23 protein-coding genes and 2 tRNA genes are annotated in these 25,887 nt (G+C 70.4%); 7 read left to right on the top strand and 18 right to left on the bottom strand.

Going from position 1 to position 25,887, the window contains the following annotated elements; translation table 11 throughout:
* Nucleotides 1-29: 29 nt before the first annotated feature.
* Nucleotides 30-1,154 carry an ABC transporter substrate-binding protein gene (locus tag ACFVT1_RS11760; RefSeq protein WP_389794352.1) on the top strand — a complete coding sequence of 375 codons (1,125 nt, stop codon included), beginning with the start codon at nt 30-32 and terminating at the stop codon, nt 1,152-1,154.
* Nucleotides 1,155-1,217: 63 nt separating this feature from the next.
* Here the strand turns inward: ACFVT1_RS11760 and ACFVT1_RS11755 are convergent.
* From ACFVT1_RS11755 to ACFVT1_RS11740, 4 genes are all read right to left on the bottom strand, one after another.
* Nucleotides 1,218-1,291 (bottom strand) — tRNA-Met (locus ACFVT1_RS11755).
* A 274-nt stretch (nt 1,292-1,565) separates the two neighbouring features.
* Nucleotides 1,566-3,761 (bottom strand): tetratricopeptide repeat protein, encoded by a 2,196-nt coding sequence (locus tag ACFVT1_RS11750; protein WP_389794351.1) that lies wholly within the window; start codon nt 3,759-3,761, stop codon nt 1,566-1,568.
* A 213-nt stretch (nt 3,762-3,974) separates the two neighbouring features.
* Nucleotides 3,975-4,048 (bottom strand) — tRNA-Met (locus ACFVT1_RS11745).
* Between the two features lie 52 nt (nt 4,049-4,100).
* Nucleotides 4,101-7,061 carry a UPF0182 family protein gene (locus ACFVT1_RS11740; RefSeq protein ID WP_389794598.1) on the bottom strand — a complete coding sequence of 987 codons (2,961 nt, stop codon included), beginning with the start codon at nt 7,059-7,061 and terminating at the stop codon, nt 4,101-4,103.
* Nucleotides 7,062-7,189: 128 nt separating this feature from the next.
* Between ACFVT1_RS11740 and ACFVT1_RS11735 the strand changes: the two genes are divergently transcribed.
* A complete protein-coding gene (locus tag ACFVT1_RS11735) occupies nt 7,190-7,759 on the top strand; it encodes a PPA1309 family protein (RefSeq protein ID WP_389794350.1) in 570 nt (189 codons plus the stop codon).
* Between the two features lie 27 nt (nt 7,760-7,786).
* On the opposite strand, the gene ACFVT1_RS11730 is transcribed toward ACFVT1_RS11735, so the two are convergent.
* From ACFVT1_RS11730 to ACFVT1_RS11715, 4 genes are all read right to left on the bottom strand, one after another.
* Nucleotides 7,787-8,875 carry a PDZ domain-containing protein gene (locus tag ACFVT1_RS11730; protein WP_389794349.1) on the bottom strand — a complete coding sequence of 363 codons (1,089 nt, stop codon included), beginning with the start codon at nt 8,873-8,875 and terminating at the stop codon, nt 7,787-7,789.
* 144 nt (nt 8,876-9,019) lie between these two features.
* Complete coding sequence (locus ACFVT1_RS11725) at nt 9,020-9,190, bottom strand: hypothetical protein (RefSeq protein WP_389794348.1); 171 nt, start codon at nt 9,188-9,190, stop codon at nt 9,020-9,022.
* A 129-nt stretch (nt 9,191-9,319) separates the two neighbouring features.
* Nucleotides 9,320-9,781, bottom strand: a complete 462-nt coding sequence (locus ACFVT1_RS11720; RefSeq protein ID WP_389794347.1) for a molybdenum cofactor biosynthesis protein MoaE — start codon at nt 9,779-9,781, stop codon at nt 9,320-9,322.
* A 320-nt stretch (nt 9,782-10,101) separates the two neighbouring features.
* Nucleotides 10,102-11,244 carry an SDR family oxidoreductase gene (locus ACFVT1_RS11715; protein ID WP_362200627.1) on the bottom strand — a complete coding sequence of 381 codons (1,143 nt, stop codon included), beginning with the start codon at nt 11,242-11,244 and terminating at the stop codon, nt 10,102-10,104.
* Between the two features lie 192 nt (nt 11,245-11,436).
* Between ACFVT1_RS11715 and ACFVT1_RS11710 the strand changes: the two genes are divergently transcribed.
* Both ACFVT1_RS11710 and ACFVT1_RS11705 read left to right on the top strand, forming a co-directional pair.
* A complete protein-coding gene (locus ACFVT1_RS11710) occupies nt 11,437-12,903 on the top strand; it encodes a zinc-dependent metalloprotease (protein WP_389794346.1) in 1,467 nt (488 codons plus the stop codon).
* Complete coding sequence (locus ACFVT1_RS11705) at nt 12,900-13,448, top strand: NUDIX hydrolase (protein ID WP_389794345.1); 549 nt, start codon at nt 12,900-12,902, stop codon at nt 13,446-13,448. The genes ACFVT1_RS11710 and ACFVT1_RS11705 overlap by 4 nt, the downstream gene beginning before the upstream one ends.
* Before the next feature lie 84 nt (nt 13,449-13,532).
* Here ACFVT1_RS11705 and ACFVT1_RS11700 read toward each other — a convergent pair whose 3' ends face one another.
* The 4 genes from ACFVT1_RS11700 to ACFVT1_RS11685 form a co-directional block, all read right to left on the bottom strand.
* Nucleotides 13,533-14,288 carry an AIM24 family protein gene (locus ACFVT1_RS11700; protein ID WP_389794343.1) on the bottom strand — a complete coding sequence of 252 codons (756 nt, stop codon included), beginning with the start codon at nt 14,286-14,288 and terminating at the stop codon, nt 13,533-13,535.
* A gap of 19 nt (nt 14,289-14,307) precedes the next feature.
* A complete protein-coding gene (locus ACFVT1_RS11695) occupies nt 14,308-14,988 on the bottom strand; it encodes an AIM24 family protein (protein ID WP_362200615.1) in 681 nt (226 codons plus the stop codon).
* 11 nt (nt 14,989-14,999) lie between these two features.
* Nucleotides 15,000-16,634: a TerD family protein gene (locus ACFVT1_RS11690; RefSeq protein WP_389794342.1), complete on the bottom strand. Its 1,635-nt coding sequence runs from the start codon at nt 16,632-16,634 to the stop codon at nt 15,000-15,002.
* A 107-nt stretch (nt 16,635-16,741) separates the two neighbouring features.
* Nucleotides 16,742-17,365, bottom strand: coding sequence for a M48 family metallopeptidase (locus ACFVT1_RS11685; RefSeq protein ID WP_362200609.1), 624 nt, complete (start codon nt 17,363-17,365; stop codon nt 16,742-16,744).
* 219 nt (nt 17,366-17,584) lie between these two features.
* Here ACFVT1_RS11685 and ACFVT1_RS11680 point away from each other — a divergent pair, with 219 nt between their 5' ends.
* Complete coding sequence (locus tag ACFVT1_RS11680; RefSeq protein ID WP_389794596.1) at nt 17,585-18,730, top strand: ThiF family adenylyltransferase; 1,146 nt, start codon at nt 17,585-17,587, stop codon at nt 18,728-18,730.
* Nucleotides 18,731-18,771: 41 nt separating this feature from the next.
* Nucleotides 18,772-20,163 carry an ABC1 kinase family protein gene (locus ACFVT1_RS11675; RefSeq protein WP_389794341.1) on the top strand — a complete coding sequence of 464 codons (1,392 nt, stop codon included), beginning with the start codon at nt 18,772-18,774 and terminating at the stop codon, nt 20,161-20,163.
* Nucleotides 20,164-20,347: 184 nt separating this feature from the next.
* Here the strand turns inward: ACFVT1_RS11675 and ACFVT1_RS11670 are convergent, their stop codons facing one another.
* The 5 genes from ACFVT1_RS11670 to ACFVT1_RS11650 all read right to left on the bottom strand — a co-directional run bounded on the left by ACFVT1_RS11670 (nt 20,348) and on the right by ACFVT1_RS11650 (nt 24,323).
* Nucleotides 20,348-20,509 carry a hypothetical protein gene (locus ACFVT1_RS11670; protein WP_389794340.1) on the bottom strand — a complete coding sequence of 54 codons (162 nt, stop codon included), beginning with the start codon at nt 20,507-20,509 and terminating at the stop codon, nt 20,348-20,350.
* Nucleotides 20,510-20,728: 219 nt separating this feature from the next.
* The gene (locus ACFVT1_RS11665) at nt 20,729-21,052 is read right to left on the bottom strand and encodes a hypothetical protein (RefSeq protein WP_362200959.1); all 324 of its coding nucleotides are present in this window, start codon (nt 21,050-21,052) and stop codon (nt 20,729-20,731) included.
* Between the two features lie 32 nt (nt 21,053-21,084).
* A complete protein-coding gene (locus tag ACFVT1_RS11660; protein ID WP_362200603.1) occupies nt 21,085-21,453 on the bottom strand; it encodes a WhiB family transcriptional regulator in 369 nt (122 codons plus the stop codon).
* 173 nt (nt 21,454-21,626) lie between these two features.
* A complete protein-coding gene (locus ACFVT1_RS11655; RefSeq protein WP_389794339.1) occupies nt 21,627-21,962 on the bottom strand; it encodes a hypothetical protein in 336 nt (111 codons plus the stop codon).
* Between the two features lie 165 nt (nt 21,963-22,127).
* Nucleotides 22,128-24,323: an ATP-dependent DNA helicase UvrD2 gene (locus ACFVT1_RS11650; protein WP_389794338.1), complete on the bottom strand. Its 2,196-nt coding sequence runs from the start codon at nt 24,321-24,323 to the stop codon at nt 22,128-22,130.
* A gap of 248 nt (nt 24,324-24,571) precedes the next feature.
* Here ACFVT1_RS11650 and ACFVT1_RS11645 point away from each other — a divergent pair, with 248 nt between their 5' ends.
* On the top strand, nt 24,572-24,826 hold the full coding sequence (locus ACFVT1_RS11645; protein WP_389794337.1) for a mycoredoxin: 255 nt from the start codon (nt 24,572-24,574) through the stop codon (nt 24,824-24,826).
* Nucleotides 24,827-24,938: 112 nt separating this feature from the next.
* Here ACFVT1_RS11645 and nudC read toward each other — a convergent pair whose 3' ends face one another.
* The gene (nudC, locus tag ACFVT1_RS11640; protein ID WP_362200594.1) at nt 24,939-25,886 is read right to left on the bottom strand and encodes an NAD(+) diphosphatase; all 948 of its coding nucleotides are present in this window, start codon (nt 25,884-25,886) and stop codon (nt 24,939-24,941) included.
* Nucleotide 25,887: the final 1 nt, after the last annotated feature.

Genomic DNA, 25,887 nt, shown 5'->3' with positions numbered 1-25,887 from the left:
ACGGAGGCACTGTGCGTACACGTACCCCCTTGACCTGCACCGTCGTACTCATCGCCGCGTCCCTGCTCGGCGCGGCGGGCTGCGCCGGGAAGGACTCCGCCCACGGCAGCGGTCCGGCCGCGCCCCGCACCGTCACACCCGTCGCGGGCTGCGGCACCGGCAGTTGGACCGACCCGGCCGACCTCGCCCCCGACCGGAAGCCGGCCCGCTGCGGCAAGGGAGCCCCGGCCCCCCGGCCCCTGGCGAAGAAACGGAAGATCACCGTCGCGACCGGCACCCTGAGCGCGGAGTACGTCGCTCCGCTCCAGGTCGCGGTGGCGAAGGGCGAGTTCGCCGAGGAGGGGCTGGACGTGCGGCTGAAGGTGCTGCCCACCCCGGACGCCCTGCCGCTGCTCGCCAAGGGCGATGTGGACGCCCAGTGGGCGGCTCCCGAGGCGGCCGTGATGAACGGCATCAACGGCGGCTTCGACATCAAGTGGGTGGCAGGGAACTTCTCCCCCGACCCCACCTCCAAGAGCGGCCTGTGGGTACACCTCAAGGACGGCGAGAGCGCCGATCACGTCGACATGGCGGGCCGCAGGATGGGCACGATGATCGGCAAGGGATCGGTCATCGTGTACCCGATGGACACCTCCCTGCAGAAGCACGGCGGCGGCCTCGACAGGATCGGCTTCCAGCAGCTCGGTTCCGCGGACGTGCTGACCGCACTGGAGAACGGCGGCGTGGACTCCGCATGGCTGCTCGACCCGGTCTGGCGCACGCTGGACGGCGACAAGAAGTACGCGTTCCTGGGCGGACAGCCGGTCGGCGAACCGCTCGGTGGCTTGCTCTTCGGCCCGGCACTGCTGAACCAGGACCCGGACGCGGGCGTCGCCTTCCTCCGGGCCTACATCCGGACGGTGAACACCTACTTCGCCGGCGACTACAAGTCCGACCCCATGTTCGTCGCCGAGCTGGCGAAGCTGATGAAGACCGACGAGGCCACGCTGCGATCGACCCCGTCACTGCGGATGGACTGGGAGATACGGAAGGGCACGACGGACCGGCTGCAGAAGGCGTACGCGGACGCGGATGTCTCGAAGGGCGCCCCGGTACCGGAGGCGAAGGCGGTCGACCGGGCGATGTACGCGGAGGCGGTGGGCCACAGCCTCTGATACACAGGCACGGATACGCACGGAAGGCCGGATCCTCTGGAGGATCCGGCCTTCCGTGTTTAGTAGCGGGGACAGGATTTGAACCTGCGACCTCTGGGTTATGAGCCCAGCGAGCTACCGAGCTGCTCCACCCCGCGCCGTTGTGTTCCCCACCGTACGTCACCGCTCCGGACCAGCGCAAATCTGTTCCGGCGCGGGGCGGGACGGGGGTGTCCGGCGCGGGGGCGTCCGGGGCAGCGCGGGGCGGGACGGGGACGAGGCAGGGCAGCGGTCCGGCACGGAACGAGGCGGGGCGGCGGTCCGGCGCGGGACGAGGCGGGGCCGGGACCGCTGCTTTCACGAGCCCCGCCCGCGGCCTCACCGCTCGGCCCCCGCTCGGTCCTACGCGGCCCTACTCGGCCCCGCTCGGTCCTACGCGGTGAGCTCCTGGTGCAGCGCCTCGCGCAGCCGGGCGGCGCGCTCGGCGACCTCCGGCGGCCCCAGCTCGACCGCCCGCGCGCACCAGCGCTGCCCCTCGGTGAGCTCGCCGCGGCGGGCGGCCAGCAGGGCCAGGCGCAGCGCGGCCCGCCCGTGCCCGTCGTTGGCCGCTCGGCTCCACCACAGCGCGGCCTCCCGTTCGCTGCCCTCACGGGCGAGCAGCAGTCCGAGATTGAAGGCGCCGTTGCGGCTGCCCGCCTCGGCGGCCTCGCGGTACCAGCGGGCCGCGCTGTCCACGTCGCCCCGGGCGGCCGCGAGCATGCCGACCCGCACCTGGGCGCGGCGGTGCCCCTGCTCGGCGGCCCGCTCGTACCACTCCTCGCACTCGGTCTTCTCCGGCATCGGCTCGCCGAGCGCGGGAGGGCCGGGCGGCGGCTGCCGCGAGTCCAGTACCCCGGCCAGCCGGAAGGCCGCCTCGGCGCTGCCACCGCCCGCCGCGCAGCGCAGATGGCGCTCGGCCTCCTGCGCCTCGCCCTGGTGCAGCAGGGCCATGCCGACCTGGAGCGCGGCCTCGGTGTGGCCGGCCGCCGCGGCGCGCTCGTACCAGACCAGCGCCGCACGATCCTCGTCGCGTCCGGCGTACAGGATGCCGAGGTTGAAGGCCGCGTCCACGCTGCCCGCCTCGGCGGCCTTGGAGAACCAGGGCTCGGCGCCGGTCGCGTCGCCCGCCTGGAGCAGGAGCACGGCCAGCGCGTTGGCGGCCTCGCGGTGGCCCGCGTACGCGGCACGGCGGTACCACTGCTCGGCCTGGGGCGTACGGTCCTGAGCCGCGCAGAGCAGCCCCAGGTTGTAGGCGCCGTTGACGTCGCCCGCGTCCATGGCGGCGCGGTACCAGCGCTCGGCGGTCTGCTGCTCGCCGCGGGCCGCGTGCAGGGCGCCCAGTGCGTTGGCGGCGTTCCCGTCCCCCTCCTGGGCGGCGCGCAGCCACCACACGGCGGCGCTCTCCTCGTCGCCCGCGTCACGGAGCAGGAAGCCGAGCGCGCAGGCGGCCCGCGCCTCACCGGCCTTCGCGGAGACGAGGTACCAGCGGCCGGCCTCCTTGGGCTCACCGCGCTGTTCGAGGATGGCGCCGAGGTGCAGGGCAGCGCGCCGGTGACCGCGCGCGGCGGCCTGCCGGTACCACTGCTCGGCCTCGCCCACGCGCCCGGTCGCCGGGCCTGCCACCGGGCCGTCGGTCCGGCGCCCCGCGGACCGGCCGGTGGCACCCGCCCGATCGGCCACGCCCGCACCGGTTGCGGAGCCGAGGCCGGGACCGGGGCCCAGCCCGGGGCGGCCGAAGGCATCGTGCGGATCGTCGGCGGAGCTGCGGTCCAGCATGCGCGCGAGGCGGTACGCGGCCTCCCGGTGCCCCTGTTCGGCGGCGGCACGCAGCCAGCGCTCGGCGCCTACGTCGCTGCGGTGTTCCAGCAGGTCGGCCAGGGCGTACGCCCCCAGCGCGTGCCCCTGCTCGGCGGACTGCCTCAGCCAGTACTCGGCACCGGGCTCGTCACCGCGCTCCCGGTAGTGGCGGCCGAGGGCGTGCGCGGCGGCGGCGGAACCCGCGACGGCCGCGATACGCCACCAGCCGGCCGCGTCGTCGATGTACCCGCGCTGATGGAGAAGGACGCCCAGGTTGTTGGCCGCGGCCCGGTCGCCGTCCGCGGTGGCCGCGCGCAGGTAGGACTCGGCCCCGTCCAGATCACCGCGGCGCAGCAGCAGGGCGCCGAGGACGCTCATCGACGCGGTGTCGCCGGCGTCGGCGGCGCGGCGGTGGCGCGCCTCGCTCTCGGCACTCTCCGGACTCTCTCGGGCCTCCTGGACCCCTTGGGCCACGGGGCCCTCCGCAGCCTCAATGGCCCCGGCGGTCCCGGTGATCCCGGTGATCTCCGCGCTCTCGGCGCTTTCTGTGCTCTCGACGGTCGCGGCACACCCCGCAGTCTCGGCGGTCTCGGTCGTCCCAATGATCCCAGAGGTTGCAGTGATCCCAGAGGTCTCGGTGACCTCAGAATTCTCGGTGATCTCAGCGGTCTCGTTGCTCTCCGCGGCAGCTGCGCCAAAAGCCGCATTCATCACACTATCCGGCCGATGAACACGGCGCTGCACAAACCGCCCTGTATCCAACAGAGTTGCCCTGTCCCCCATAAATACCATCGTCGCACCACCCGCAACCCGCGTACACCTCGTATACCGCGGCCAGTGAGGTCACTTCAGCGTTTTGTCGACATGCCCACAGAGAGATAAGTCAAACACGTCCGGGGCCAACTCGTGCCCCGCGAACCGCCCTTTACACGCACCGTTCAAGAATGTCGCCGCGACACGACGAAGGCCCGGATCCTCGAAAGGATCCGGGCCTTCGTCTTTCAGTAGCGGGGACAGGATTTGAACCTGCGACCTCTGGGTTATGAGCCCAGCGAGCTACCGAGCTGCTCCACCCCGCGTCGTTGTGTTTAAACAGTACCACGACGCCAGGTGGGGCCTTTACCGGGTCACTCAGCCACCACTACCAGCTTCAGACGATTTGTCCGAATGGCCCGAACTATCGGAACTATTCGCACCGTTCGCGGCGCCGGTGCTGTTCGCACTGCCCGACTTGGGCTGGGCGGCCGCCGCACGCCGCAGCGCGTCCTGGAGATCCGCCTGGGCCTTTCCGTAGGCGCTCCAGTCCTGCTTCTTCAGGGCTGCCTCGCCTTCCGCGTAGGCCTTCTGCGCATCCGCGATCGCCTTCTTCAGCGCTGCGTCACCGGTGGCCGGCGGCTGTGTCGTTTCGCCTGGTGGCCTGGTGGTTTCGGCGGGTGGCTGGCCGGTGTCGGATTCCGTCACCCCGAAGACCGCGTTGAGCGCCTCCCCGAGACTGTTCTCGAAGACGGTCTTCGACCCGTACGAGGCAGCGACCTTGCGCAGCAGCGGGTAGTTCTGCGTGCCACCGCGCGTGTACACCGGCTCGATGTAGAGGAAGCCTCCTTCGAGCGGCACGGTCAGCAGATTGCCGTACTCGATGTCGGAGTCGGTTCCCTTCAGGTTTCTCACGAACTCGGCGACGTCGTCGTTGCCGTTGAGCTCGCTCTGCACCTGGCCGGGGCCCTTCACCGTGGTGGTGACTCTCAACAGCCGTATCGTGCCGTAGTCCTTACTGGCCGCGTCGGCGTCGACCGCCATGAACGCCCCGAGGTCGGGCCGCCCCTTCGGGGTGAACGTCGTCGTCAGCGAGAACTTCTGGGCCGCCTGGTCCGGCATCTTTATGCTCAGGTAGTACGGCGGGACGGCACCGGACTCCTTGTTGGTCGGGTCGTCCGGGACCTGCCACGCGTCACTGCCGCTGTAGAACTGGGCGGGGTTCGTGACGTGGTAGCGGGTGAGCAGCTCCCGCTGCACCTTGAACAGGTCCTGCGGGTACCGCAGATGGTCCCTGAGCTCCTGCGGGATGTCCGTCTTGGGCTGAACGGTCCCCGGGAACGCCTTGCGCCAGGTCTTGAGGACCGGGTCCTCGGTGTCCCACTCGTAGAGCTTGACCTTGCCGTCGTAGGCGTCGACGGTGGCCTTCACCGAGTTGCGGATGTAGTTGACCTGGTTCTGCTGGGCGACGACCGCACGCTGGTTGGTGGTCAGCGAGTCGGCCGTGGTGTCACCGAGCGTCGTACGCGAGGCGTACGGGTAGCCGTTGGTGGTGGTGTACGCGTCGACGACCCACTGGATGCGGCCGTTCACCACGGCCGGGTAGGCGTCGCCGTCGATGGTCAGCCACGGGGCGACCGCCTCGACGCGCTCCTTGGGCGTGCGGTTGTAGAGAATCCGCGAGCCCTCGCCGATGGCCCCCGAGTAGAGGATCTGCGGCTCGCTGAACGCCACCGCGTACGCGGCGCGGTTGAAGGCGTTGGAGAGACTGACCCCGCTGTTGCCCTGGTAGCTGGTGGTCTTCTCGCCGTCCTCCTCGTAGTCGAGCTCCTTCTGGGGCCCGCCGACGATGGAGTACTGCTCGGTCTTCTCGCCGTAGTAGATCTGCTGCTCGTACTTGCCCAGCTCACCCGAGGTCGGCAGACCGGACTCGGTGAAGTCCGGGGAGCCCTTCGGGTTCTTGCCGGTCGTCGTGCCCCGGGCCGCGATGGCGCCGTAGCCGTGGGTGTAGGTGAAGTGGTCGTTGATCCAGTTGCGCTTGGGGATGCCGTCGAGGTTGAGCTCGCGCAGACCGATGACCGTGTCCTGGTCCTTGCCGGCGGCGTCCTTGTAGCGGTCCACGTCCAGCGTCTTGGGGAACTGGTAGTAGTTCCTCTTCTGCTGGAGCTGCTGGAAGGCCGGAGAGACGACGTTGGGGTCCATCACCCGGTAGCTGGCGGCGTCGTCCGCGCTCGCGCGCAGTTTGGCGTCGTCACTCGTCGTGCTCTTGCCCGAGTAGTCGTCGACCTGCGCGTTGTCGATGTCGTACGCGTCACGCGTCGCTTCGATGTTCTTCCGGATGAACGGCGCTTCCTTGGCCTGCTCGTTCGGCTGGACCTGGAACTTCTGCACGATCGCCGGGTACAGCCCGCCGATCAGGATCGCCGAGAGCACCATCAGACCGAAGCCGATCACCGGGAGCTGCCAGGTCCGGCGCCAGAGCGTCGCGAAGAAGAGCACGGCGCAGATCGCGGCGATGCAGAACAGGATGGTCTTCGCCGGAAGGTAGGCGTTGGCGTCGACGTAGCGCAGGCCCGTCCAGTTGTCCGTGGCCTTGAAGTCGCTGGACTTCACTGCCAGACCGTAGCGGTCGAGCCAGTACGCCACGGCCTTCAGCGAGACGAAGACACCGAGCAGCACCGACAGGTGGCCGGTGGCCGCGCCGGTCGCCCGCGCGCCGGGGCTGGTGATGCGGAGCCCGCCGTACAGATAGTGGGTCAGCGCGGCGGCGATCAGCGAGAGCACCGTGGCCGCGAAGCCGAAGCCCAGCAGGAAGCGGTACCAGGGCAGATCGAAGGCGTAGAAGGAGACGTCCAGATGGAACTGGGGGTCCTTCTGGTGGAACGCCACGCCGTTCACGTACATCAGCCAGGTGCGCCACTGGCCGGAGGCGGATGCTCCGGCGATCAGCCCGACGAGCGCGGTGATCGCGAGCAGCACCCACTTCTTGTACGGGGCGAGGCTCATCCGGTAGCGGTCCAGGCTCTGCTGCTCCAGGGACATCGCGCTCAGCGGCGGCCGGAGCCGGTGCGCGAGCCAGATGTTCAGGCCGACGACGAACGCCATCAGCAGTCCGAAGACGAGGAACAGCCCGATCTTGGTCCACAGGGTGGTGGTGAAGACGGACGAATACGCGACCGACCGGTACCAGAGCCAGTCCGTCCAGAACCCGGCGAACATGACGAACGCCATGGCGAGAACCGCCAGGACGCCAAGTGTCATGAGCAGGGTACGGGCACGCCGGGACGGGCGGCCGACTCTGATCCGTGGCCCGGTCGGGCCTCCGCCGCGGTCCGGCATCTGGAAAGCCAACGTGCGCACCTCGAAGTTCGCGGGTCGTGTGGAGCGGGCCCAGCGATCGTAGAGCCCACCTATGCAACTTACTGACGCTTTACCTAGTTCCCGCTCCCGGGGCAGAAGGAGGCAGGATGTCGGTCATGCCCAACGTTTCCCCCTCAGGCCCCCCGATGGCCGCGAGCCCCCTCACCGTCGCCGTGCTCGAAATCGACGAGTACATCTCCGGCCTCGGCTGGGACCAGCCGGCCCGGCTCTTCGCTCTCGTCGACACCGCCCGGCTGCGGGCCCAGGAGCCCGGCCTCGCCGCCCAGCTCGGTCTCGACAGCTCCGACTCCCCGACCGCCCCACTCACCCCCATCGAGCAGGAGGAGCTTCCGGCCGGCACCGCCCTGGACGAGTTCCTCGCCACGATCGCCTGGCCCGACGCGGTGATCGGATGCGCGATGACGGTGGAGCGGCTGATGCTGCCGCCGTCCGCCGAGGCCTCCGTACCGGAGGGACTCGGCGATGCCCAGCTGGCCAAGTGGGTCGCCAAGCACCCGGAGCGCCAGGAGGTGCGGATGACCGTGGCCGTCCTCAGGGACGGTACGCGCGAGTCGGCCGTACGGCTCCGCGAGAAGGACTCGCCGAGCGAGGTGAGGACCGGCTCCGGCCTGGTGCCCGGACTGGCCGACGCACTGGCCGCGACCTTCGAGGCCTGACCCGCCGCGTCCCCGCCGGGGGCGCGGTCAGCCCGCCGAGCAGCTCGGCAGGCCGGCCGTGTCCCCTGCCTTGATCTTCTCCAGCGACTTCTTCGCGTCGTCGATCGTCTTCACCTTCACCAGCGTGAGTCCGCTCGGGGTGTCGGACGCTGCGGCCTTGCAGTTCTCGTCCGGCGTCAGGAAGTACCGGGCGCCGGCGTCGCGCGCGCCGACCAGCTTCATGTTGATGCCGCCGATCGGGCCGACCTTCCCCTTGTCGTCGATCGTGCCGGTGCCGGCGACGAACTTCCCGCCGGTGAGGTCGGTGGGCGTCAGCTTGTCGATGATGCCCAGGGAGAACATCAGCCCGGCGCTCGGGCCGCCGACGTCGGCCAGCTTGATGTCGATCCGGAACGGGAACGTGTGGTCCGTCCCGGCCTGGATGCCGACGATCGCGCGGTTCTCCTTGGGGGCCTTCGCGGTGGTGATGGTGATCTTCCGGCTGCCCTCGGGCTCCTTGCCGGCCTTCTCGGCCTCCTGCGCCGTCTTCGCCGGGATGACCGTGAACGTGACGTCCTCGCCGGGCTTGTGGCGGGTGACGAGCTTCGCGACGTCCTCGGGCTGCTTCACCGCGCTGCCGTCGACCTGCTTGATCACGTCGCCGGCGTGCAGCTTGCCCTGGGCGGGGCTGTCCTTGACGACCGTGGAGACCACGACACGCGACGGCACCGGGATGCCCAGCTCGGTCAGGGCGGCGACCTTGGCGCTCTCCTGGGACTGACTGAACTCCTCGGCGTTCTCCTGCGTCGACTGCTGCTCGGTCTTGCCGCCGGGGTACAGCGTGTCGTGCGGCACGACCACGCTGTCGTGGGCCAGCCAGCCGTACACGGCCTCGACGAGGTTCATCCGGTAGTCGGCGCCGGTCACCCGCACCGTCGTCATGTTGAGGTTGCCGGACGTCGGGTACGTCTTGCGCCCGGAAATCTGCAGAACCGGTTCGCCGTCGACCTTGCCGAGGGTGTTCACCGTCGGCCCGGGAGACATCTCCGAATACGGCGCTTTGATCAGCACGCCTGCGCAGAGCAGCGCGATGAGGATCAGCGTGGAGGCGAGCATCGTCGCGGTGCGGCGTGGCATGGAACGACAGTACGGGAAGGGGCTGTGAGTGCACCGTCGGGGCCGGGCCGTACGGGGCGGGGAGCCGGGCGTGGGGCGGTGCCGGAGGGCTTCGGCCTTCGGTGCCGCGCTGCGGATTGGCGACTGCGTACGTTCGCCGGGGGGTCAGACGACATCGGAACCGGAGTGCGACTTCTCCATCGCCTCACGGAACCGGGCATACCCGGCGAGTTCTGAAACATCACCGGTCGTGCGATTGCGGGTGGCCCAGCTTCCCCATATCGCAGCACCGAGCGCAGCAAAAAGCGGAATCAGCAACCAGGCGAGTGCTGCCATGACGACCTCCCTACCCCATGAGCGACCGCAACTGACCGATCAGCAGATTAACCAGCTGCAGGACCAACGCTCATGGTAGGGGTGCGGTTACGCAAATCGGGGCGGACCACCACCCGATCGGGCTTGCGCTCAGCAGGCCCCGACCCACTCCTCGGTGCCGTCCGAAAAACGCTGGTGCTTCCAGATCGGAACCTCGCGCTTGAGATCGTCGATCAGCTTGCGGCATGCCTCGAACGCCTCCGCCCGGTGCGGGCAGGCGACGGCGACGACGACCGCGAGGTCGCCCACATGGAGGTCACCCACTCGGTGGACGGCGGCCAGCCCCCGGACCGGGAAATCCGCGACGACCTTCTCGGCCACCCGGCGCAATTCGTCCTGCGCCGAGGGGTGGCAGGAGTAGCCGAGGGCACCGACGTCCTGACCGTCGTCGTGGTTGCGCACGGTGCCGACGAAGAGCGCCGTGCCGCCCGCTGCTTCGTCCCCGACGGCCCGGAAGACCTCGTCGACCGACAGCGGCGTCTCGCGGATCTCCAGCAGCCGGATGGGGTCGGTCGCCGCCCGCTCGCCGGGGTGGTCGTGAGTGGGAGCCATGGGGCCCATGGTGCCGTACGGCGCCGACGTCGTGAAATAGCGCTTTCCACCTGCGGTGCGCCGTCGGCCTTGGAGCCTTCTACAGCGTCCCGCGGTCCGCCGACCGGGGCCGAGGGCTTTCCCGTCCGGACCGGCCGGAGCCGAATGCCCTCCGTCCGGATCGGGCCTGATCGGTGGGCGGCGCCCGGTGCCGTGTGCCGCAAGGCGGAGGAGGGGCCGGCCGGGGTCTCTCCCGGCGAGCGCGGCAGGGAGCCCGGGGAAGGAGCCCTGGCGACCGGCGGCAGCGCGGCAGCGCGGCAAGACACGGTGCCGGGCAGCCCTTAGATACGGCGACGCGCCTTGCGGGCGCGGCGGACCAGGGCGGCCGTGCCGAGCAGCGCCACGGTCGCACCGGCGGCACCTGCCGCGGTGGCGTCCTTGCGGCCGAGGCGGCGTCCGGCGACGGTGTGCCGCCCCTCCACCTCTTCGAGGAGCGCGGCGAGCACCTCCTCGTTGGTCCAGCCGGGGCGCCAGCCCGCGTCGTGCAGCCGGCTCACGCTGACCACCCACGGGTGCATCGTGTACGCCAGGTCGCCCGCCGGGGACGGGGTGAGGCCGATCCGGTGCAGCCGGGCGGCGGCACCGAGGGCCACGGCGGAGGGCAGCTCCATCCGGCGGACGCCGCTGAGCTCCTCGACCTCCGCCTGTTCCAGCCAGCCGTCGCAGCCGACCGCGAACTCGCCGTCGATCTTCTCCAGCGCCGCGTACTCCAGGGCCGTGACCAGGTCCTCGACGTGGCAGAACTGCCAGGTGGGGCGTGATCCGGCGACGACCAGGAGGCGCGGCGACTCGAAGTAGCGGGTCAGCGCGGTGTCCGTACCGCCGACCAGGACGGTCGGCCGGACCACGGTCACGTTGAGTCCCGGGTGGGCGCGCGGTGCGCGGCGGCCGAGACGTTCGATCTCCAGGAGGTCGCCGACGCCGGTCGCCTCGGCCGTGGCGCGCAGCTCGGCGTCCTCGGCGAGCGGGATGTCGTTGTCGGGCAGCGCCCCGTAGACCATCGCCGAGGTGCACAGCACGACCCGGTGGACCCCCACGGCCGCGGCCGCGGTCAGCACGGTCTGGGTGCCGCGCACGTTGTAGGCGGTGCGGGCGGCGGGGTCGGTCTCCAGGTCGAGGTCGAGCGCCAGATGCACCACGACGTCCGCGCCGCGCAGCTTCTCCGCGATGGCGGGGTCCCGGACGTCGAGGATGTGCCAGGTCGCCTCGGAGACCTCTCCACGGCGTTCATCGATGGCGATGACCTGCTTGATCTCCTCGGAGCGGGCGAGGCGTGCGGTGAGCAGCTCACCGATGCCGCCCGCGGCTCCGGTGATCGCGACGACGGGGCCACGGCTTCTGGAGCGGCTTTTTGCGGACTTGTTCTCGGTCGAGGGGTCGGACAGGTTTCGCGCTGCGCGAACCTGAGGATCTGGGGAACTCACCGGGCGTCTCCAGCGGTTGTCTTCAGTACGTACGCGAATGACGCGTACGTACCAGGTGGCGTCCATCCTGCCGCAGGCCGGGAGCCGGCGGAGCACTGAGGCCCCGAGCGGACTTTTGGTGTCTACGCTGGATGGTGATGTCGGGCAGTCGCCGTCGGTTCGAGCCGGCGGCCCTACGAGCCGAGGAAACCCGTGAGTGACACCCCATTCGGATTCGGCCTTCCGCCGGAGGAGCCGGACAACGGCGACGAGGGCAAGAAGAAGGACCCCACCGGAGGTGGGCAGGGTTCGGGCGGGCCGGCGAACCCGTTCGGCTTCGGGCCCGGCGCGGGCGGGGACAACCCGTTCGCGGCGATGTTCGGCACGATGAACCCCAACGACCTGGGTGCGGCCTTCCAGCAGCTCGGCCAGATGCTGAGCTACGAGGGCGGTCCCGTCAACTGGGACATGGCCAAGCAGATCGCGCGCCAGACGGTCTCGCAGGGCACGCCGGACGGCACCAAGGACGCGAGCGTCGGCCCGTCCGAGCGCTCCGCGGTCGACGAGGCGCTGCGGCTGGCCGACCTCTGGCTGGACGGGGTGACCTCGCTGCCCTCCGGCTCGGTCTCGACCGTGGCGTGGAGCCGTGCCGAGTGGGTCGAGGCGTCTCTGCCCGCCTGGCAGAAGCTGGTCGACCCGGTGGCCGAGCGGGTCGGCCTGGCCATGGGCGATGTGCTGCCCGAAGAGATGCAGGCGATGGCGGGGCCGCTGATCGGCATGATGCGGTCGATGGGCGGCGCGATGTTCGGCCAGCAGATCGGGCAGGCCGTCGGTGTGCTCGCCGGCGAGGTGGTCGGCTCGACCGACATCGGACTGCCGCTGGGCCCGGCGGGCAAGGCCGCGCTCCTTCCGCTGAACGTCGAGAGGTTCGGCAAGGACCTCAGCGTGCCGCAGGAGGAGGTGCGGTTGTACCTCGCCCTGCGCGAGGCCGCCCATCAGCGGCTCTTCGCCCATGTTCCGTGGCTGCGCTCGCATCTGTTCGGCGCCGTCGAGGGGTATGCGCGCGGCATCAAGGTCGACACCAGCAAGCTGGAGGACGTGGTCGGTCAGTTCGACCCGTCGCAGCCCGAGCAGTTGCAGGACGCCCTTCAGCAGGGCATGTTCCAGCCGGAGGACACCCCGGAGCAGAAGGCCGCCCTGGCCCGGCTGGAGACGGCGCTCGCGCTGGTCGAGGGCTGGGTGGACGCGGTGGTGCACGAGGCCGCGAAGTCCCGTCTGACCTCGGCCGACGCGCTGCGCGAGACCATGCGCAGGCGCCGTGCCTCCGGCGGTCCGGCCGAGCAGACGTTCGCCACGCTCATCGGTCTCCAGCTGCGTCCGCGGCGGCTGCGTGACGCCTCGCGCCTGTGGGCGTCGCTCACGGACGCCCGCGGTCTCGACGGCCGCGACGCCCTGTGGGAGCACCCCGACATGCTGCCGACCGCCCAGGACCTGGACGATCCGGACGGCTTTGTGCACCACGAGCAGCTGGACTTCTCCGAGCTGGACAAGATGCTCGGCGAGGCCGCGAAGGGTCCGCAGAAGCCCGAGGCCGCAGCGGGCGAAGCAGGCTCCGGAGAAACCGGAGAAACCGGAGAAACCGACCGGAAGAACGATGGCAAGGGCGACACCGACCGGTGAGCCTGTACGACGACGCCGTTCTCGTACTGAAGGGGTACGAGAACCCGGTGGACCCGGCCCAGGAGGAACTGCGTCAGGTCTATCTGGATCATCTGGCTCGGCACCCCGACGGCATGTGGAAGGCCTGCGCGGCCGGGCACCTGACGGCCAGCGCACTGGTCGTCGATCCGGAGCGCGGGCGGGTCCTGCTCACCCTGCACCGCAAGCTGCGGATGTGGCTGCAGATGGGCGGCCACTGCGAGCCGCAGGACACCACGCTGGCCGCCGCGGCCCTGCGTGAGGCCACCGAGGAGTCCGGCATCGGCGGCCTGACCCTGCTCGCGGGCGGACCGGTGACGCTGGACCGCCACCGGATCCCCGCCCCCTGCCACTGGCATCTGGACGTGCAGTACGCGGCGCTCGCCCCGTCGGGCGCGACGGAGCAGATCAGCGACGAATCGCTGGACCTGCGCTGGTTCGCGTACGACGAGGTCGCGGCCGTGGCCGACACCTCGGTCGTACAGCTGATGACACGCGCCCGCGCCGCGCTGGAGCAGCTCCGGTAGGCCGGACGGCATACGGCACGGGTGAGGGGCGGTCGCCGGGGAGACCGCCCCTCGCCCGTGTGGCCCGTGCCGGTGCTCGGCGGCTCAGTTCCAGGCGTTGTTCTGGTTCTGGCCGTGGGCGCCCTGCTGGCCCATGCCGTACTGGGCCCTGATGCCCTGGCCGATCTCGTGGTTCTGCGGGGGCAGCACCTCGCTCGGCTGCACCAGGGCGAAGCCCTGGCCGAGGAAGCTGAGCTCCCAGCCCTCGCCGGTGTTGCCACGCCGCCGCCAGACGCCCGAGGAGTGTGTCTGGGCCTGCATCTGCACGCGCAGCGAGCTGGACCAGGCGACGATCGCGTCGGCGTCGGCGTTGACGTACTTGTCCGGCGTGACTTGCATCATCAGCGGCCGGCCCGAGGTCATCAGGGCGACCTTGCCCGTGCCGGAGATGTTGAGCTGGTACTTGCCGGTGCCCGAGATGCCGTACTGGCTGTCCACCGCGATGACCTCGGTGTGCAGCGAGGAGTCGAGGGCCAGGACGTAGGCGCTGTCCACCGTGATGCCGTCGTGGTCGACGTCCACGACATGGATGTACTGCGCGAGGTTGGCGAGGTAGGCGGTGCCCTGCCCGGAGCAGCGCATCAGTTCCAGGCCCTCGCCGGTGCTCGCGCGGGCACGGCGCTGCCCGTGCGACTGGTACTCGCCGTCGAACTCCATCAGCCCCTGGTAGGCGACCATGGCGCCCTTGCGGGCGAGGACGTCGTCCCGGCCGGTCAGCGAGACCCGCAGGAGCTGCGGGTTCTGGACGGTGTACCGGTCCTGGGACTGCTGTTCCGTGTAGCTGAAAAGCGGACTCTGCATGGTGTGTTTCTCCTCCCCCTCAGTTCCGGACCCGCAGGCGGTCGGTACTGTCCTCACTCGGCTGTACGACGACGATGCCCTGGCCGGAGAAGGCCATCTGGTACGCCTCGCCGCTGCCCCGCCCGATGAGGGAGGAGGCCTTGAAGCTGCGCTTGCCCTTCACCTTGAGGTTCGGGGACCACGCCACGAGGGCGTCCGGGTCGACGTAGGTCTCGTCCTCGCCGCGTCCGCAGTCGACGACGATCGGTGTGCCGCGCGAGGTGATGGCGACCCAGCCGGTGCCCGAGATACAGACGTTCCACAGTCCTTGGCCGGCGAACTTGGCGAGGCCCTTGACCCGCTCCACGCCCCAGGTGAGATGGCTGTCGAAGGCGAGGACGTTGGTGCCGTTGACCGAGAGGGAGTCGTTGTTGAGGTTGATGACGACCACATCGGCGCCGTAGTCCGCGAGGTAGAGCAGTCCGTCGCCGGAGCACTTCATGATCGGTGCGCCCTCGCCGGTGATCCACTGCGAGGCGATCTGACGGACGGCCGGCGGGTTGGGTTCGTACTGGATGAAGCCTTCGTACGCCACCATCGAGCCGGTACGTGCGTAGAGGTCCTGGCCGGTGGCCATGGCGACCTTGAGCATCGTGTGGCCGTGGTTCTCCATACGGGCCGTGACGGGGGTCGGGGCGTAGCCCGCGAGTTGCTGGTTCATGACGGGCTCCCTCAGACCTCGTAGGGCTGGACGACGATGAAGTTGCCGGGGGCGCCCCGGAACTGAAGGTTCACGGTCTCCCCGCTGTGCCCCGGGTACGCGTTGCGGCGCAGCCGGACCTGGCTGGAGATGATCACCTGGGACGCGGACGACCAGGCGACGACGGCGTTGCAGTCGGCGAAGGTGGTCGGGGTGACGGGCAGGACGACGGGGACGCCGTGGGTCTTCACGACGACCGTGCCGGTGCCCTGGAACTGCATGGTGAACAGGGCCCCACCGGGAATGCCGTGGCCCTCGATCCTGCGGACCTCGTGCTGCAGCGACTCGTCGAACGCGAGGACGTTCTCCGCCGAGACGCAGATGCCGTCGCCCTGGAGCTCGATGGCGTGCAGATGGGAGCCGTCCTCGGCGAGGAAGACCTGCCCGCGGCCGGTACAGCGCATCAGCTGCAGTTCCTGGCCGGTCGCGTTGCCGACGATGCGGCCCGCGAAACCGGCGCCCTTGTAGCTGAAGTCGACCTTGCCCTGGTACATCACCATGCTGCCCTGCCGGGCGAGCACGGGCATGCCGCCCATGGTGAGGTCGACCCGCATGAGCTGCTGGTTCTGCGGGGTCCAACGCTGGCCGGTGGCCGTCTCCTTGTACAGCTGGAGCGCGGCCTGAAGCCCGGCACCGGCCTGCGGCATGCCTTGCGGCACCCCCTGGGGCATTCCGGGGGGCTGCATTCCGGGCGGCTGCTGGCCGTACGGGGCGGGGGCCTGCTGGCCGTACGGAGCGACGGGTGGGGGCTGCTGCCCGGGGATCTGCCCGAACTGCGGCTGCTGGGGCGGCAGGCCCGGCTGTCCGTACGGGGCCGGAGCGGGGGCGGGCGGCGGCACCATGCCGCCGTGCGGCGCCATCGGGGCCGCCATCGTCGGCGCGGAATGCATCTGCTGCTGCGGTGCGGGGGCCGGAGCCGGTGCGGCCGGGGCCCCGAAGGACGGGGCGGGCGGCGGCGCTTGGGGGGCCTGCGGTGCGGCCGGGGCGCCGAAGGACGGGGCGGGTGCCGGGGCGGCCGGCTGGGCGGGCGGGGCGAACGACGGGGCGGCCGCCTGCGGCTGAGGTGCGGCGGGCGCCTCCTCGGCGACCTCGCCGCCGAAGTTCTTCAGCAGCGCTTCGAGGCCGCCGTCGAAGCCCTGGCCGACGGCGGCGAACCGCCAGACGTCCTTCAGGTAGAAGTCACCCAGCATCACCGCACGCTCGGTGGTGAACTCCGAACCGTTGAAGGCGTACCTGACGACTTCCTCGCCACCCGCGACGATCCGGATGTAACCGGGGCCGACCTGGGACATCTGCCCGGCACCGTCGACCGTCGCAGTGAACGACAGCTTGTGGATGTTCGCCGGAATGCGGTCCAGGGTGACGCGGAACGACTCGGTGTCACCGGCCTGGGCACCGAGAAGCTGAATGGACTCCTCGGGCGATTTAGGCTGATTGAAGAAGATGAAATACCGGTCGTCGGAGAGCTGCTCATTGGCATCGAGGCCGAAGCAGCTGATGTCAAAGGTCAGTCCCGGGCCGGCGATCTGCACACCTACGTACAGGTCCGTCCCCGGTGTGAGATCGCTGATCTTGGCCTTGTGGCCGCGTTGGAATTCCCTGGCCATGCGTAACGACCGTCCCCCATCCCGAATGTGAATGCGTCGCGTCAGGCTAACCGCAAACTCCGACGTTGAGCTAAGTCGGTACACACCCGGTACAGAATCGCCGAACGTCACTCACCGCGTGCGGCGGGCAGATGCGGCAGCCGGTCGGCCGCCACCACGCCCTCCAGGTAGCCACGGGCCCGCTCCGTGCGGGGGTACGCCTCCAGCAGCCGCCAGAAGCGCGGACCGTGGCCGGGGACGAGCAGATGGGCCAGCTCATGGACCAGTACGTAGTCGACGACGTACTCGGGCATGCCCTGGAGCCGGTGCGACAGCCTGATGCTGCCCTCCGCCGGGGTGCAGGACCCCCATCGGGTGTTCTGATTGGTCACCCACCGCACGGACGCGGGCCTGGCCCGGCCCTCGAAATACTGGGCGGACAACCGCTCCGCCCGCTCGGCCAGTTCGCTGTCGCCGAGGATGCGCTTGCTCTCCTGGGCCGCGAGCTTGTCGAGCATCACGCTCACCCAGCGCCGCTCCTCGGCCTGCGACATCCGGGCGGGGATGAGCACGATGGTGCGGTCCCCCTCCCGGTACGCGGAGACCGTTCTGCTGCGGCGGGTGCTCCTGCGGACCTCGACCGCGCTCGTCGCCGAGGCGCGGGGCGGGCGGTCCACCGCGCTGCGCTGATGGGTTCCGGCACTGCGCGCGGGGGTCTCCCCGGCGAATCCGGGTGACGGGTCGGCGGGCACGCCATGACGTTACCCGGTGTCAGTGGGGGAAGTCCCGCCTCCGGGACGGTTCGCGTGTGATCCGCTCCACGGCATGCACCATTTGAACGACTAATACCCCGCACCTGTGGACAACTTTCCGCACACTTCGCCGCCGGCCTGCATTCTGACAACGGATCTCGCGGAGATCCGGGCCATGGCCCACACACAGAGATCATGGAACACAGACCGGGGGACGCCGTGTATCCGATGTTGAAACCCGCACTGCGCCGCGCATGGCGCGGCCGGGGCACCGTGCAATTCGGGGTGACCCGCGCCCATGCGGTGAAGCTCGGTCCGATGGATATCGCCACGGGCTGTTTTCTGGAACTGCTCGACGGCACGCGCGGCCTGCCGCTGCTGCGCGAAGAAGCCCGGTCCATGGACCTGTCGGACCATCAAGTGGAGACCTTGGTGCGCCGCTTGAGAGACGCGGGCCTGATCGACGATGTGCGGACCGCCGGCCCGGAGGCGGATGCGCTGAGGAACCGGCCCGAGGCACTGCAGCGGTACCGCCCTGATCTGGCGTCACTCTCCGTCGTCCATCCCGAGCCGGGTGGCGGGATGCGGCGGCTGGCGGCCCGCCGGGCGATGCGGGTCCAGGTGCGGGGCGCCGGCCGGGTCGGTGCCGCGATCGCGGCGGTGCTGTCCGGGTCCGGAGTGGGCCGGGTGGAGGTACTGGACGGCGGGTGCACCGAGCCGTCGGACGTCTCGCCCTGCGGGCTTCCACCAGCGGCCGTCGGGGAGCGCAGGGCCACCGCGGCCCGGCAGTTGGTGCGCAGATCCGCCGTCGGCCCGGCTCCCCGGGCGGCGGAGGCGGCGGATGCCTCGGCGGGCGGTGAGCCAGGGCTGTCACTGATCGTGGTCGCCCCTCGTGACGGTCTCTCGGCGTACGCCCCCGATCCGAGGCCTGCGGAACCATGGATCGCTTCGGGGACTCCCCACCTCTATGCCGGAGTGATGGAGGCGACGGGAGTGGTCGGGCCCCTGGTCCTGCCCGGGGGCACCGCGTGCGCGGGATGCCTGGCGCTGGAACGTGCGGAACGGGACGAGCAGTGGCCGAGGATGCTCTCGCAGTGGCAGTCCGGTCGGCGCAACGCCGTCCAGGCCTGCGACCTGGGGCTGGCGACGGCGGTGGCCGGCCTGGCGGCCGCTCACGCACTGTCCTTTCTGGACGGGGAGCTGCCCGCCAGTACAGGGACCCGCTGGGAGGCCGCGCTGCCGCTGTTGGACTGGCGCTCCGAGCAGATCCGGGCACATCTCGGCTGTTGCTGCGGAGCGGCTGGGCAGACTGAGGGGGAGCGTGCCTCCGGGGCCGACGCGGTACACGACACAATGGCCGGGTAACCGCCGCACGCGGTACGGCAGTCTGGGATTTGGAGGGGCTCATGTCTGATCTACCCCGGAAAGCGGTCACCCGTACCGCCAAGTTGGCCGCCCTGCCACTGGGCTTCGCCGGCCGCGCCACGTGGGGCCTGGGCAAGCGGATCGGCGGGAAGTCGGCGGAGTTGGTGGCCCGGGAGGTTCAGCAGCGCACCGCGGATCAGCTCTTCAAGGTCCTGGGTGAGCTGAAGGGCGGGGCGATGAAGCTGGGTCAGGCCCTGTCCGTCTTCGAGTCGGCGCTACCCGAGGAGGTCGCGGGCCCGTACCGGGCGGCGCTCACCAAACTGCAGGAAGCCGCGCCTCCCCTGCCCAGCGGCACGGTGCACGCGGTGCTGGCGGAGCGGCTCGGCGAGGACTGGCGGGAGCTGTTCCTCGACTTCGAGGACAAGCCGTCGGCCGCCGCCTCGATCGGTCAGGTGCACCGCGCGGTGTGGCACGACGGGCGGGACGTCGCGGTGAAGGTGCAGTATCCGGGCGCCGGAGAGGCACTGCTCTCCGATCTGACCCAGCTCAGCAGGTTCGCCCGGCTGCTCGGCCCGTTGATCCCCGGAATGGACGTCAAGCCGCTCATCACGGAGCTGCGCGACCGGGTTTCGGAGGAGCTGGACTACGAACAGGAGGCGCGGTCGCAGCGGGACCATTCCGAGGAGTTCGCGGCCGATCCGGATGTCGTGATCCCCGATGTGGTGCACCAGTCCGACCAGGTGCTGGTGACGGAGTGGATGGACGGCGTTCCGCTTGCCGACGTGATCGCCGGGGGCACCCCGGAACAGCGCGACCGGGCCGGTCAGTTGCTGGCGCGCTTCCTCTTCTCGGGGCCGGCGCGCACCGGGCTGCTGCACGCGGACCCGCATCCGGGCAACTTCCGGCTGCTGCCCCCGGACGACGAGACGGACGAGGCCGGACAGTGGCGGCTCGGGGTGCTGGACTTCGGCACGGTCGACCGGCTGCCGGGTGGTCTGCCGCAGACCATCGGGGACTCCTTGCGGCTGGCACTGGCCGGTGACGCGGAGGCGGTGTACGAGCTGCTGCGCGAGGAGGGGTTCGTCAAGGACTCGATCGACCTCGATCCGGACGCGGTGCTCGACTACCTCCTCCCGATCATCGAACCGGCGCGCGTGGAGGAGTTCACCTTCACCCGGAGCTGGATGCGCAATCAGGCGGCACGGATCGCTGATCCCCGCTCGCCCGCTCATCAGCTGGGCAAGCAGCTGAATCTGCCGCCCGCCTATCTGCTGATACACCGGGTGACGCTGAGCACGATCGGGGTGCTGTGCCAGTTGGGTGCGACGGTGCGGCTGCGCGACGAACTCGAATCCTGGGTCCTGGGATTCCTGTCGGAGGATGAGCAGGAGGTCGTGGTGCAGGAGTTGGCGGGCGACGCCCCCGGCGCATAGGGCAGTCGGCCTTCGGCCCCGTCACCGAGCCCGGACCGTCACACCCCGGCCCCACAGCCCCGGGTTTCGTGCCCCGAGCGCCACCACCAAGCGCACGCCCCGTGTGTCACTCCCTGGCGCACGCCTCATGGGTCACTCCCCGGCGCACACCTCATGTGTCACCGCCAGACGTCACGCACCGGCCTCACCACCAGGCGGAGTCGAGGCGGCTCTCGATCGCCCTGATATGGGTGCGGGCGCACTTTTCGCAGACGTACTGGTGGCTGCCGTTCTCGACCGAACAGCTCCAGGTCGGCGGTGCGGTCTCGCTGCCGGCGGAGGCATCGCACAGGGCGCACGCGGCCACTGCGGTGTCCTCTGCGCGGGTTGCCGCATCCGGTGATGAGTCTCCTCGTCCACGTGGTGACGACAATTCCGCCGCCACCGTGCCGCGCGGCACCACACAGCACGACCGCGGGGCCGGTCCGTTCGGACCGGCCCCGCGGAAGGGGTACTGAGCATGGGTACTGATTGCTGCCGGGCAGAGCGGCTGCCCGGCAGCGGGTGCTGCTGGTGTCCTGCCCGGCTAGTGCATGACCGCCATGGCCAGCGCACGGCGGGCGCGCATCGAGGCGCGCTCGGCCCGGCGCTGCATCCGGCGCGCGGTGACCAGGCGCACGGCCCGGCGTTGCGTGTCGGCTTCCCTCAGGCGGTCGTGCATATGCGCACGAGCCAGGGCTTCTGGAATGAGTTGCATCTCGCGGGTCCTGTTCTGACGCGAGTCGTTCGCGCCGATGATCGTGACGTTCGGTGTTGCGGAGCCGACGGGCTCATTCGTGGGGACGGACATTGGTGCCTGATTTCGGGGATCGTGGGTGTGGGGACGGTCGATGGTTCCGATGCGCTTCATGGGTTTGGGGGCCGCGACCCCCAGTCCGGCGATCACGCCGCGACCGGGTTCTTGCGCGGACGACCACGCGGCCGCTTGCGAGCGACGACGACGCCCTGGATGAAGAGCTCACCGCCCCAGACGCCCCACGGCTCGCGACGCTCCTTGGCGCCGGCGAGGCAGGCCTCGACGAGCGGGCAGGTGCGGCAGAGGGACTTGGCGTACTCGACATCGGCCGGCGACTCGGCGAAGAAGACCTCCGGGTCGTAGGAGCGGCAGGGGACGGGCACGCCGAGGTTCTCGATGGCGTCGTCGAGCGCGGTGAGCGCGGTGAGGGGGGTCAAGGTGGAGTCCTCCGTGAGGCCGGGCGGCGGGATCGTGTCGGAAGGCGGTACGGACGGGGCGTGCGCTTCGAGTTGCACGGTGGGTGGTGTCCTCGTCTGGTCGTTCCGGCCTGTTGGCCGGGTGGCGGCTGGTACCGGGTGCTGCTTGTCCCGAGGCTCCTTCGCGCTGTCTCGTCCGTTTGGACAAAACAAAAGGGCCGCGGATCCCGAGTGGGGTTCCGCGGCCCTGAAGGCGCCGGCCTGATGGCGAATCAGGCTGGATCACTCCAGGGTTCAGGCCCACGGAAGGCCCACATCGTGTGGTGGTGTGTCATCTGCTTCTTGGCGCCGGATTCCGCTCCCGCACCGACGGCCGCAAAGGCATAGGCCTGGGCCTGTCCCTTCGCTACTGCTGCTGCCGGTGCCTGGGTCGGTCGCTCATTGCGCTCCCGCACGGGGAGGCTCGCCGAGGACAGCGGGCCGGCGGCAGAGATGCCGGACAGACCGGTGCCACGGAGCGAGGACTCGGAAGAGCAGGCGAGGCCGAGCGAGCAGGCGGAGACGACCGAGAGATCGGTCATTTTGTTGGTCTCGATGATGCTGATCACTTCAATCGCCTCCTCTCGGCGTCTCGGGGGGACCGGCGGGCCGGTCCTGCGTATTCGGATAAGTACAGCACAGGACTAGGGCTTCAGAGAAGTCGCTGTTCCCGTGGTTAAGAACCTATGGTGATGACTGGGGCAGGCGCAAACTATTTTTTCGACGAGTTTTTCTCACACCTCGTCAACGACGCCCCCGTGTCCTTCCCCTACCGTCTCACCTGCGCAAATGGCGAGTACCGCGGTCCCGAACCGGTCCAGCTTCCGCGCGCCGACTCCGGAGATCACGGCCAGTTCTCCCGCGCTGCCCGGCACCGTCTCCGCGATCGCCATCAGCGTCTTGTCCGTGAAGACGCAGTACGCGGGCTGGCCGATCTCCTTCGCCCGGACCGCCCGCCAGTCGCGCAGCCGCTCGTACAGCGCCTCGTCCATGTCGGAGGGGCAGTCGTCGCAGCGCATCAGCTTCATCTCGCCCGCGTCGGTGAGGGTCTTGCCGCAGACGCGGCACCGGGCAGGACCGCGGCGGCTGCGCCGGGCGACCGGTCCGGCGCCCCGCTCGATCCCGCCGCCACCCGCCGCGCCACGCGTGCCGGGAGCCGCCGCCGAGCCGGGACGCATCCCGTTCAGGAACCGGCTCGGGCGGCGTCCGGCGCGGCCCCCGGGTGAGCGGGACAGCGACCACGACAGCGAGAGGTGCAGGCGCGCCCGGGTGACGCCGACGTACAGCAGCCGGCGCTCCTCCTCGATCTGCTCGTCGGTCTTGGCGTAGGTGATCGGCATCATGCCCTCGGTCAGCCCGACCAAGAACACGGCGTCCCACTCCAGGCCCTTCGCCGAGTGCAGCGAGGCGAGAGTGACCCCCTGGACGGTGGGGGCGTGCTGGGCGGCGGCCCGCTCGTCGAGCTCCGCCACCAGATCGGAGAGCGTCGCGCCCGGCTTGGCCTGTTCGAAGTCCTCGGCGAGCCGGACCAGGGCGGCCAGGGACTCCCAGCGGTCGCGCACCGCTCCGGAGCCCGCGGGCGGCTCCGAGGTCCACCCCTTGGTGGAGAGCACCGCACGCACCTCCGCCGGCAGCCCCTCCGCGTCGTCGAGCAGGGAGTCGTTGCCCCCCGCGCGGGCCGCGCCGCGCAGGGCGACGCCCGCCTCCCGTACCTCCGCCCGTTCGAAGAAGCGCTCGGCGCCCCGCAGCTGGTAGGGCACGCCCGCGTCGGCCAGGGCCTGTTCGTAGACCTCGGACTGGGAGTTGACCCGGTAGAGCACGGCGATCTCGCCGGCCGGGACGCCCGCGGCGATCAGATCGCGGATGCGGCGGGCGGTGCCCTCGGCCTCCGCGGGCTCGTCCGCGTACTCCGTGTAGGCGGGCTCGGGGCCGGGCTCGCGCTGCGAGACCAGTTCGAGCCGGTGCTCGGCGGCGCGGCCGCGGGCCTGGCCGAGCAGCCCGTTGGCCAGATGGACGACCTGGGGGGTGGAGCGGTAGTCCCGGACCAGCTTGACCACCGTCGCCCGGGGGTGGCGGGTACGGAAATTCAGGAGGTGGTCGGGGGTGGCTCCGGTGAAGGAGTAGATCGTCTGACTGGCGTCACCGACGACGCACAGGGTGTCCCGGTCACCGAGCCAGAGATCCAGCAGCCGCTGCTGAAGCGGGCTGACGTCCTGGTACTCGTCGACGACGAAGTGCTGGTACTGGCGGCGGACGTGGTCGGCGATGTCGTGGCGGTCCTGGAGGATGGCGACGGTGAGAAGCAGCACATCCTCGAAGTCGATCACCGAGCGGTCGCGCTTCAGCTGCTCGTACATCGCGTAGATCTGGGAGATCTCGGCCGGGTCGCGCGGGGCGTCGCGCTGGGTCTTGGCGACCACGGCCGGATAGTCGGCGGGCACGGTCTGGGTGACCTTGGACCACTCGATCTCGCTGGTGACATCGCGCAGCTCGTTGCGGTCGAGGCGGATGCGGCAGCGGGCCGCGGCCTCGGCGACCAGCTGGACCTTGCGCTCCAGCAGCCTCGGCAGGTCACCGCCGACCGCTTTCGGCCAGAAGTACTGGAGCTGGCGCAGGGCGGCGGAGTGGAACGTCCGCGCCTGCACCCCGCCCGCGCCGAGCTGGCGCAGCCGCCCCCGCATCTCGCCCGCGGCCCGGTTGGTGAAGGTGACGGCGAGCACGCTCGTCGGCTGGAGTATTCCGGCACGCACTCCGTAGGCGATGCGGTGCGTGATCGCACGCGTCTTGCCCGTACCGGCTCCGGCCAGCACGCACACCGGGCCGTGCAGGGCCGTGGCGACCTCGCGCTGCTCGGGGTCCAGGCCGTCGAGCACGGCGTCGGCCGACTCGGGGACCTGCGGGAAGAGGGAGGAATGCGTTGCTGCTGTCACCCCGCCATGCTGCCAGGTCGGATGAGGCCGGTGCGGAAGTTGTCCACAGGGGGGCCGTATCGGTCGTACTTATGCGGGGGTGGCGGCGGGAATGGTGGTTGCCTCACGTACGTTCCCTTTCCGTGCGGCGACGCACTTTCCAGCTTCTCCGCGTGCCGGATGAGACGGATGAGACAGACGCGTCCGAGCGGACAGACGAGTCCGGGGACGCGTCCGATACGACTGACGAGACAGAGGAGCGCGAAGACATGCCGGGCACTGTGACGATGTACAGCACCACGTGGTGCGGCTACTGCCGTCGGCTCAAGAGCCAGATGGACCGCGAGGGCATCGCGTACAACGAGATCAACATCGAGCAGGACCCGGATTCCGCGGCCTTCGTCGAGAAGGCCAACGGGGGCAATCAGACCGTTCCCACCGTCCTGGTGGTCGCCTCCACGGGCGTCGAGGCCGTCATGACGAACCCGTCCCTGGCCCAGGTGAAGCAGGCGCTCGCCGTCTGATTCCGCCGCTCCCGCAGCACGGCCGCGCCCCCTCCGGTACTCAAGCCCGACCGGAGGGGGCGTTGCCGTGCCCGTCCGCGGGCGCGATCGTCCGCCGGCGGTGAGTCGAACGTCAGCCGACGGTGCCCGGCTTCGGGAGCGGTTTGCCGTACCAGAGCTCGATCAGGCGGGCCGCGATCGAGATGCCGAACGGGGGCATGACCTCTCCCGACTCGAACGCCGCCGTCAGGTCCTCGCGGGAGAACCAGCGGGCCTCCTCGATCTCCTCGCCGTCCACGTCGATCTCGGAGGACGTCGCCCGTGCCATGAAGCCGAGCATCAGGCTGGACGGGAAGGGCCAGGGCTGGCTGGCGATGTACTCGACCTCGCCGACGGTGATGCCCGCCTCCTCGAAGACCTCGCGGGCGACGGACTGCTCGATCGACTCCCCCGGCTCGACGAAGCCCGCGAGCGTCGAGAAGCGGCCCTCGGGCCAGTGCACCTGGCGGCCCAGCAGGGCGCGGTCCTGGTCGTCCGTCACCAGCATGATGACGGCGGGGTCCGTACGCGGGTAGTGCTCGGCGCCGCACGCCGGGCAGCGGCGGATGTGACCGGCCGCCGCGATGACCGTGCGTTCGCCGCAGCGTGAGCAGAAGCGGTGCAGGCGCTGCCAGTTCTCCAGCGCCACCGCGTGCACCATCAGGCCGGCGTCGCGGGGGCCGAGCAGCAGCCCGGCCTCGCGCAGGCCGGCCGGGCGGGCCGGCTGGTCCATGCGTCCGGGCAGGGAGTCCTTCTGGAGCGCGAAGTAGCTGACGCCGTCCTCGTCGGTGCCGAGGAAGTAGCGGTGGGTCTCGGTGACCGGGGCGTCGAAGGCCGGGGTCATGACGATCTCCGTGCCGCCGTCGGCCGTGTCGTCGATCAGCACCTGCCCGCCGGAGACGACGAACACACGGGTGGTCGGGTGGCTCCACGCGGCGGACAGCCAGGCCTCGTCGAGGCGGTGGTGCGCCGCGCGGTCGATGCCGCTGGGCGCCGTGAGACCGATGGGCCGGTCTGCGGTGGCGTTGTCGAAGGTGCTCACA

This window comes from Streptomyces sp. NPDC057963, assembly GCF_042887155.1.
In the GTDB taxonomy this organism is placed as follows: Bacteria; Actinomycetota; Actinomycetes; order Streptomycetales; family Streptomycetaceae; genus Streptomyces.
The sequence above is the reverse complement of the archived record's forward strand: the minus strand, read 5'-3'. Positions and strand labels throughout refer to the sequence as shown.

Bases quoted from the DNA above. Each gene is read 5' to 3' on its own strand.
- ACFVT1_RS11690 (WP_389794342.1), bottom strand. From the start codon at position 16,634: ATGGCCAGGGAATTCCAACGCGGCCACAAGGCCAAGATCAGCGATCTC.
- ACFVT1_RS11675 (WP_389794341.1), top strand. From the start codon at position 18,772: ATGTCTGATCTACCCCGGAAAGCGGTCACCCGTACCGCCAAGTTGGCC.
- ACFVT1_RS11725 (WP_389794348.1), bottom strand. From the start codon at position 9,190: ATGGCAGCACTCGCCTGGTTGCTGATTCCGCTTTTTGCTGCGCTCGGT.
- ACFVT1_RS11645 (WP_389794337.1), top strand. From the start codon at position 24,572: ATGCCGGGCACTGTGACGATGTACAGCACCACGTGGTGCGGCTACTGC.
- ACFVT1_RS11695 (WP_362200615.1), bottom strand. From the start codon at position 14,988: ATGAACCAGCAACTCGCGGGCTACGCCCCGACCCCCGTCACGGCCCGT.
- ACFVT1_RS11750 (WP_389794351.1), bottom strand. From the start codon at position 3,761: ATGGTATTTATGGGGGACAGGGCAACTCTGTTGGATACAGGGCGGTTT.
- ACFVT1_RS11730 (WP_389794349.1), bottom strand. From the start codon at position 8,875: ATGCCACGCCGCACCGCGACGATGCTCGCCTCCACGCTGATCCTCATC.
- ACFVT1_RS11700 (WP_389794343.1), bottom strand. From the start codon at position 14,288: ATGCAGAGTCCGCTTTTCAGCTACACGGAACAGCAGTCCCAGGACCGG.
- ACFVT1_RS11735 (WP_389794350.1), top strand. From the start codon at position 7,190: ATGTCGGTCATGCCCAACGTTTCCCCCTCAGGCCCCCCGATGGCCGCG.
- ACFVT1_RS11720 (WP_389794347.1), bottom strand. From the start codon at position 9,781: ATGGCTCCCACTCACGACCACCCCGGCGAGCGGGCGGCGACCGACCCC.
- ACFVT1_RS11665 (WP_362200959.1), bottom strand. From the start codon at position 21,052: ATGAAGCGCATCGGAACCATCGACCGTCCCCACACCCACGATCCCCGA.
- ACFVT1_RS11740 (WP_389794598.1), bottom strand. From the start codon at position 7,061: ATGCCGGACCGCGGCGGAGGCCCGACCGGGCCACGGATCAGAGTCGGC.